Here is a 9,231-nt window from a genome sequence, read left to right on the forward strand (position 1 = left end):
CTCCTTCGTCACATGTCGAAAATCGTCTCAAGCTATACGACCCTGGCGGCAACATTTATTATTAAACAAGCTCTTATGACAAAACAGCAGGTATCATATATAAGAAAGTCTCCGATATCCACAGAGGACATCGGAGACTTAGTTAAGAGATTGTCTAAAAATTTACGGATTTTTAATATTAGCAGTGGGATGCATCAGCGTCGTACCATCACCTTACGGCCACCAACCATATATATTCCTGGAGCCAGTCCGGATACCGCATCGGCACGTCGTACATTCTCGCGCAGGAGCATACCCTGAAGATTATATACATTTACCGATTCGTCGGGGTTGTCGGCGATAATACCTCCAATCGCACTGGTTGCAGAGATGTCAAGATAATCAGTATACAGTACAAGATTGGGGAACTCGGCGTTGGTCATAACACAGATTACCGGTTCGGAATAGTTTACATAGAATGTAGTGACACCGTTTTCAATGCTATACTCGGGGTCATCGCCCTCGGGGCTAAGCATCTCGCCGATAATCTCGCCGGTGTCGGCATCAACGGATATCTCACCATAGTACCATGTATACACAGTCTCGGTATCACCGACACGCGCCTGGTCGGCAAGGTCAACCTTGCCATCGACTACCTCGGCATCCACAGGAGCCTGGTTGGCATAATAGTAAGCATCGAGCATCAGCGGGAAATCAACCTTGCGCGGGAGAGTGGCGAAAGTGAAGCGGTTGCCCACAAGAATCATAGCGCGAAGAGTCGACGCAACAGGCGACAAATCAATCTCAGAGAACTGATTTGAGCTAAGGAGTAGCTGCTGAAGAACAGGTGTGCCCGATACATCAAGTGTCGAAAGGTTGTTGCGTGTCAGATCGAGACCCCACATCTCGGGATTGCCGAGTTTCACCGATGAGATATTATTGTTGGCGATGGATGCTGTCTTAAGCAGAGGTGCCTTTGACAGGTCTATGCTTTCCAGGTCATTGCCGGTCAACACAAGACTCTCAAGTGCGGGGAATTCCGACAGGTCGATATCGTGTATATGGGCCTCAGTGATGTTAAGGCCGTTGATATGAGTCTTTGTGGGGAAAATCAGATTCTCCTGTTCGAGTCCGGTGTTATAGAGACCGAGCATTGTAATGTCGGTAAGGGATGAGCCGTCAAAGTCCGACATTCCGATTCCCGAGATAGAGAATACTGTGATATCGGAGGGTGTGTCATAGGTATACACTACAGCTTTCTTACCTACTACGGCATGAACATCAGAGCTGGGGATAAACACATCGGCCCTGGCAGGGTAGCTCTGAAAGTCAACACCCTCGGAGGTCCAGTCGATATATACGTTGCTTACCTCCTTAGTGCGGAAACCGACAATGGGATTATCGCTTATTTCAGACACTGTGAATGAGGCAACCACAGTAGTCGGGGCTCCCATAGGAATGACATCGGTGGTACACAGCACATTCTCTCCGGTGAATGCGGGGAATGCTCCGTTGGTAATCTCACAGTGAACGGCATCGCCATCGATAGTAAGGAAGCGGCTGAATCCGTCCTTTATCGTATAGTCAGTACCTTCTACAAGAACAGTGCCGTCGGTCTTGACCCACTTGTACTGTGTGATATTTCCATTGATATCCACATACTGGTCATCAAGCGCGACAGAAGGAGCCTTGGCCGCTATGACAATCTTTGACTGGGGAGCGTAGATATACTTGGTCGAGACATTGGCGATAAAGGGCAAAGTAGCGAGACTAAGCATGTTGCCCGAAAGATTGAACTCAACCAGCTGCGGCATATCAATCACATTCTCAATCTCAGAAATATGGTTGTTGCTGAGATTTATATACTCGGCATTGGAGAGATAGGCCATATTGACAGTCTGGATTTTATTGCCCGACAGGTCAAGATGGAGCATATTGTCATAGTTCTTCAGGTCGTATTTCTCAAGTTTGTTATTCGACAGATCGAGATAACGGCAACCGGAGGTATTCAAGATATTGAAATTGGCAATACGGTTGTTGGCGGCTACAATCTTTGTGAGGAAAGTCTTCTCATAATTTCCGCTCACGCCCGCAAGGTCAAGAGTAGACAATGTGTTGTCGGAAAGGTCGATGGAAGCCAGACAACGGTTGTAGGCAAGATTTACAGTTGACAGCTGACATCCGCGAGCAGAAAGATAGCGCAACTCAGTGGCAGCTTTCAGATCGAGCGAAAGCAGACGCTGTCCATCAAAATCAAGGGCAGAGAGCACTTCCTCTTCCGGCATGTAGATGTACATATTGTAATTTGTCGATGTACCCGATACGGTTGTGGCAGCTTCTTCGGAAGTAACATCGAACTCTTTGAGTGAGCCGTCGCCAAAGTCAACAAGAAGTTTGCGCGGAGCCTCGGCGGTAGCACCGCTGACACCCACCTTGAAGTTTACCGACGAGTTACGCGGAACCATCATGGACACAATCCGGGAAGGTTTTCCAACTTCATCGGCGGTTTTTACCATAAACCGCGATGTAGTAAGAGAATATTCAGCCAGTTCTGAGTTGGCAAACTCAACATATACGGAATCTGTAAAAGTCGTGTTGAAAGTAAGCATACCGTTTTCCCAGGTATAGGTGTCAACATCAACCTCAGAGGGTTCAGCACCGATGGGTGCCAGCATCACGCGCGCATATGTATTGCTTTCCGGACGCAGCATACATGTAAAATCGATAGGAGAGTCTACTCCGATAACCCGGCTTACCTTATAGGGCTTCTGACTATAGAAATATTCTCTGAAGGTAGTGCGGTCGGCCGGGAGGGTCGAGTATGTAAACCTATTCTGATCAATATCTATGCTTGCAAGATCGGGATTGGCCGATATGTCGAGAGCTGTAAGATTATTGCGGCGTATATACAGAGTACGCAGCTTGGGATTCTTGGAAATATCAAGCGAGGTAAGATTATTGCTTGCCGCCGAGAGATACGTAAGTTCGGGAACCTGAGTAAGATCAAGCGACTCAATCTTGATATCAGTGTTGACGGTACCGGAAGTATGGCTACAGAATAGCTCTCCCAGTTTGGGAACCTTTGAGAAATCAACCTCACGGATACGGCTCTCTCCGATATTCAGATGCCACAGATTGGGCACCGGAGTGAGATCGAGGGTCTCTACATCGGTAAGTTCGAGTACAAGGTTTACCAACTGCGGACAACCTGAAAGATCGATTTTCTTCAGACGACGTGTATAATACAGGTCGAGAACCTTCAGTTTGGGATAATCGGGACGGAAGTCAGGATCAAGCCATCCGATAATATCCGCCTCAAGAATCTGAAGGTTAGGCTTGGGAGTACCGATAATAATCGGTGTCTCCTCAGAGCCGGGATTGTCGGAAAGATATATGGCGGAAAGTTTAGTATTGGGTGTGAGGTCGAGACCCTTCAGCTCATTATGCTCAAGCACCAGAATGTCGAGATTCTCACACTTGCTGAGGTCAATATCGGTAATGTAGCAACCGATAGCGTGGATGACATCAATTTTAGATGCATCGCCATAAATCTTGATTTCACCTTTCTCCGACACACGGCCTAAAAGCGTCGACCCGTGCCATGCACCAACAGAGTCGATAGTAGCATAAGTGGCCTCGAATTCCTCGGGACCAAAGCCCATGTCAATATCGTAATACTCACTTTTCTCCGTCACACCGATAAGGATGGAGAATTTATTAGCCTCACCGAAGCTGGCGTAGGCATTGGTCTTGATAGTGATGGCCGGCTCACCAAGGTCGGAAGCATCCTGAGCGAAGGCACCATGTGTCAGCATTGACGATACCAGGGCCAAGGCCATCACAGCTTTACGAAATATACGCATAACTGATTTATTATTATATTATTACTTTACAATTACTTTGCGAGCATGTCCGTTGACATTGACAACATATACCCCGGAGGCATATCCGTCAAGGCTTATGGTAATCTCGTCGCCGGCGGTATCGTCGCTCATCACGCGTGCTCCGCCAAGTGTGTATACGCTTGCCTCAATGGCCGGTACGCCGCCGATAAAGAATGTATAGGCATTCGGGCCGGCCGATGTCACTACCAGATTGCCTGCGGCATCATCTGAAGATATGCCCGAAATAGATGACGAGCCTCTACGCCTGATTACCTCTTTAAGACCGGCCATGGCATCGAACTTTCCGGCACCCCACTGCACGGGATCACCGGCACGGACATCATCGTCAACCACAGCAGTAGAAACGATTATATCCTGCACATCGGCATAGGTAAGCGAGGGGTCGGCCTGAAGCCAGCAGGCGATGGCGCCGGCCACGAGCGGAGTCGACATCGAAGTGCCTATCTCCTGTTTCCAGTAGCTTACACGTCCGTCGGAGCCTGTCGCTTTGGCCTGATAGAGTTTGTCGGCCTGTTCCTTGACATCGTCAAGATCGGTAAAATACCTGTTGACCGATGAAACTATAGTGCTGCCGGGAGCACATACGGTAGGAAGATTGCGGCCGTCGCGCAGTGTGCCGAACGACGAGAATCCGCTTACACGCCCTACGGTAAAGTAGTCGCCCTCAGACTCGTAGCGTGAAGCATAGCCGTCAAGGCAGAACCATTCATTGCGGGTATTGTACGAGCCCACCACAATCAGCTTCTTTCCGACAGCCATGTCAGAGATTGAGCCGTTGCGCGAACCGTTGTCGAACGAAGACACGCCATAATCGTACATCTCGGAGTACTCGCCCGAGCAATAGCACTCAACTGTTATGCCCTCGGCGGGAATATCCTGTCCCGGGGCTATCTTCACCTCGAAACCGAGAATATAGTTGTCGTCGAGGTTGCTATCATTGTTCTGAAGAGCATAGTCAATCATGGAGTAATACCGGTTGACATCCTCATCAATCATGCCTCCGAGACCTACATATCCATAGAAATACTTTGCAAGGTAGGTATTCACCATATCGCCGCTCGACACCTGGAAGGATTCGTCGGAAAGATAGTATGCGCCGACACCGTCGCCGATAACCGGCATGCGTGAGGTAACTCGATAGTTGCGCGATTTGTTGTAAAGTACGGCCTGAACCTCAAGTTTTGTCTCGTCGGAGGAATATATCGCAATCTGGTCCTTACGCAAAGTGAGCGAACCCTCAACATCGGGGTCATATTGGTACACCGAAGGCCATATCATAGTCTTCAGCATATCCGACTCACTGTGGAGAGTCTTGCGCAGACATATGCGTCGGTCGCCCTCGTTGCCTGCCGAAAGACAGAGAATTGGAGGATTGGGATTGTCATCCGAACGGGTGGCGATAAGATCGAGAAACTGGTTCATCATCGAGTTTTCATCGTGGGAACCGACATTTGAGCCGAGCGACATACTCAGCACCATAGGTTTCTGCCGGTTATATGCATGGCTGCACATCTGGTCTACGCCATAGGCGATAAACATGTCGGGGAGATCGGCGCATGCGGCGGCGGCAAGCTCAGCTCCCGGAGCGGCGCCACAGAATGGATTGGGGGTGTCGATTACGGGCACGGCTTGGTTACGGTCGGTAAACTTTGACGCGTCGGGCATAGTGACATCACCCTGATAGTTGCCTCCGAGTATGCCGAGGGTATGGGTACCGTGGTAGCCGTAAGGAGTATCGGTAGTAAAGTCCTTCACTTCCTCACCCCAATAACCGTTGTCGGCATAGCCGTTCATGTTGTTGGCGTAATTGATTGTGTAGAGATATCCGAAACGTGTGGAGCCGTCGGGATTCAGAAAACTGAGGTGGTTGGGGTCGACACCCTGGTCGACAACAGCGGCGATAACGCCCTCACCCCGGTAGGGCTGCTCGAGTCCGGCCGCGCCGGCATGCACCTCATCAAGACCAACCGACTTACGACCCAGATCCATATGGGTATGGGCCTTGCGGGCAATCTGCATTGTATGTACAGGCGACTTCTCAGCGAGCACCTCGGCGGAATCGACAGGCACCATGCACAGAGCTATATTACCTCGGCATGACAGCACTGTAATACCGTCGGCTTCAAGGTCATCCACTGTATATCCTTCATTAAGTCTCACAAACGCACCGATACGCGAGCCGGCCTCTGACCGGATATCGCCTTTCACAGCCAGCGGCGAAGGAGCACGCATCGGAGTTGCCAGCCGGGCCTCACGTGCGCGGCGTAGTTCGGCGCGACTCAGCAAGTCGAGACCACCTGCCCAGGCAGAGCCTCCGGCCAACGCCAGCGCCAACGAAACAACTATGTATTTTCTCATTCAGGTAATAAATTATATTTACGTTTTTCAATCACATCTTATAGCCATACGGACTAACTATCCTTATGATGCCTTCCTCAATTGCCAAAACCGGCAAGACATCTTTATTAAAGAGACAAATTCCCGTAGGGCACATTCACAAGCCGCGCCCTACGGAAAATATCATTGTAATGTGGCCGCATCATATGCGGAAACCGTTTACTTTACAGCGACCTTCTTGCCGTCGATGATATATATGCCGGCAGGAAGATTGTCGGTATCGGCCATGCGGATACCCTGGAGATTGTATATCACACGGGGAGCGGTGCCCTCGGCTTCTACACGGTCGATACCGGTAGTATTCATTCCAAGAACCACATTGTGGTCGCCGGTGACGCTAAACGAGAAGCATCCGTCGCTGTCGGCTGTCACAGGACGTCCGTCGACACTGCATGTAACGGCAACGGAAGGTATAATCTTCACTTCCGAACCCTTGAAGAGCGACATGGATGACCATTCCGACACAGCGCGAGTGTCAACCTCTACCGCGATAGCCGAAGCATCGACAGCATCTGCGAGCGAGATCTTTACCTCTCCCTTCGCGGGCTGCTCATAGAATATACGGATAATATCGCCGTCGGCCATTCCCGAATAGTTCGACATCTGGAAGTAGGAAGCCTCATATGCATCTCCCTCGTTGTACGACAGATATGGGGTCCAGGGCATATATCCTTCGGGGATAGGATCGGGATGCTTCACATTGATATTCATCTGCATCGACAGGTCGCTGTAGCAATAGTCGAACACATTGATTCCGGCCTGCGGCTCTATAGTGCCAAACACCTTGCTGCCATACGATTCATTGAAAGTTATATTCCTGATTGAACCTACTGCAGCCGGCTCCACCCATACTATAAACTTTGTATCGGGCTCTTTGACAGCGGTAGTGATGTATACCTTGTCGCCTTTGGTCACTGTAACGGAGCCGCCCGAACGGTTAGACTCGTTTTCACCGTTGACGATGCGTACGTTCTTTACTATATTGCCCGCGGTAGCGACAATATATATGCTGTTGCCATAGTTGCTCTCCTTGAACTCAAGAGTGTTGACGCCTGCAACGATATCAAACTTCTCGGAGCCATACGAGCTGTAGCCGTTGTATATCTCTACTCGCGAGGGATCGTCGACATCCACATCAACTGTGTAGTTTCCAAACTCATGGGCCAGAATCTCGAAGGTATAATCTTTGTCAATCACACCCGACCAGTAGTTGCGTTTTGTCGACTCGCCGTTGACAATCACATCATCTACAGCATAATCGGTAGTGTTCAGACGCAGATTGAGCGATGTACCGGCATGTACGGCAACACCTTCGGCCAGATTTCCGTCAAGAGCTGTGTTGGATGCATCATAAAGACCGGAGAACACACCCTTCACATCGTCGGCTACAATCACCTTTACGGTATAGTCGATATCCGGGAAGTTGGCGGCAATCTCAATCTTGTCGCCATCCTTTACCTCAACCCTATACTGCCCGTAGGTCATGGTCACATTCTCGCCATTGTGCTTCACATAATATATAGGTGCAGTCGACGATTTGGCCAGAATACTGAATGGACTCTCTTTCTCCGGGTCAAACTTCACTGTCTGGGTACCGGCGGAAAGAGCGACATCACCTCCGAGATTGCCATTGCGGGCAAGACGTATCTTTGTCGGATCGTCAACAGTAATATCGACAGATGCCGTACGCGATTCATCCATATTTATGGTAGACACCATATAAACCGAACCGTTGGTATAATCGCCGACACTGAACGACCACTGATCGGTAGGTTTGGAGTAAAGCAGTTCTTTTTCGTCAAGAACTACAGATGTCAGAGCGAATCCATCTTTTGATTTTACGTATGCATACAGGTAGTCGTCCGACTCAATTACATTCACATCCTGTACTGGGTCAACGATAGGGGTATACACATACGCTCCATTTCCCTGATCATCATACTTGTATTCCGACTTGACGATGTCGACAGCCTCAGGATTGTCGACAATAATTGTCACAGACGCGGCTGAAGCTGTAAAGGATGTAGCCAAAGCCACAGCCGACGCAAGAAATGAGTAAAATTTTTTCATATGTAACTGATTAGTTTATAAAATTTACGCAGTGATATCAATGGCATCGGGGCAACCGTCATTACTTTATCAGCAATGATGCGGCATAAGATACAATAACTTGTATCCCGGCACACCATTTTCCCCGAATGAGTCTTAATGGCTCCCTGTAACAAATCTCATACGTCTGAGCGCAAAGTTAACTATTTTTTTCTTATCTAAATGACAAATCGCGATTTTTTACGGCTACAATACTTTTGTTTTTAATTACAGATTGTTAATTACAATAATTTCAGAGGTATACCCCAATATTTTCACAACATTATTTAACATATAGCCCCGCGATATGGCTATACAATAAGCCCAATCATATATACAGTGGAGCCTTGTGTGCGCGGAAAATCTGCACACACAAGGCTTAGAGCTTGTTTAATAATAAATGTTACCGTCAGGGCGGTCATTCGTCGAGCAGATTTTCGCTTGTGATGAGGGAGTTATGGGGTTCCATAACGACCGAAGAGCAGGCGGAAAGATGCCGGCGATTGACCGACTGGAGGTAATTTGTTTCATATCGGTGATATATTTTTACATTTGTTTCAAAAGCAGGAGGGAGGTTGAATGGTTATAAAGTCACCTTTTGTCTCGTATATCTTGGCCGCTTTTCACCCTGTTCCTCAGTCGTGTACATAAAGTACACTCCTTCGTCACATGTCGAAAATCGCCTCAATATATACGACCCTGGCGGCAACATTTATTATTAAACAAGCTCTTAATTCATTCGTCTATCAGCCTGCCCTATCGCTCTCCTTAGAAACTGTTTAAATTTTTAGACCCCGTTCCCCAATATTTGTTAACGCTGGGGTCGCATATCTCTGAGTGATTTTTGTCTTGTGATGATGGA

At 48.6% G+C, this 9,231-nt stretch carries 3 protein-coding genes; all 3 read right to left on the reverse strand.

From position 1 onward, the window contains the following. Window positions 1-194: 194 nt before the first annotated feature. The 3 genes from K2I50_RS08225 to K2I50_RS08235 all read right to left on the reverse strand — a co-directional run bounded on the left by K2I50_RS08225 (window position 195) and on the right by K2I50_RS08235 (window position 8,351). Window positions 195-3,842: a leucine-rich repeat domain-containing protein gene (locus K2I50_RS08225; protein WP_301025854.1), complete on the reverse strand. Its 3,648-nt coding sequence runs from the start codon at window positions 3,840-3,842 to the stop codon at window positions 195-197. Window positions 3,843-3,863: 21 nt separating this feature from the next. Next, window positions 3,864-6,242 (reverse strand): S8 family peptidase, encoded by a 2,379-nt coding sequence (locus K2I50_RS08230; protein ID WP_301025855.1) that lies wholly within the window; start codon window positions 6,240-6,242, stop codon window positions 3,864-3,866. Between the two features lie 198 nt (window positions 6,243-6,440). Next, window positions 6,441-8,351: a hypothetical protein gene (locus tag K2I50_RS08235; RefSeq protein ID WP_301025856.1), complete on the reverse strand. Its 1,911-nt coding sequence runs from the start codon at window positions 8,349-8,351 to the stop codon at window positions 6,441-6,443. Window positions 8,352-9,231 lie beyond the last annotated feature (880 nt).

The organism is Muribaculum sp. (assembly GCF_029051885.1).
Lineage (GTDB): Bacteria > Bacteroidota > Bacteroidia > Bacteroidales > Muribaculaceae > Muribaculum.

Excerpts from the sequence above, each read along its gene's own strand:
- K2I50_RS08225 (WP_301025854.1), bottom strand. The coding sequence starts at position 3,842 with ATGCGTATATTTCGTAAAGCTGTGATGGCCTTGGCCCTGGTATCGTCA.
- K2I50_RS08230 (WP_301025855.1), bottom strand. The coding sequence starts at position 6,242 with ATGAGAAAATACATAGTTGTTTCGTTGGCGCTGGCGTTGGCCGGAGGC.
- K2I50_RS08235 (WP_301025856.1), bottom strand. The coding sequence starts at position 8,351 with ATGAAAAAATTTTACTCATTTCTTGCGTCGGCTGTGGCTTTGGCTACA.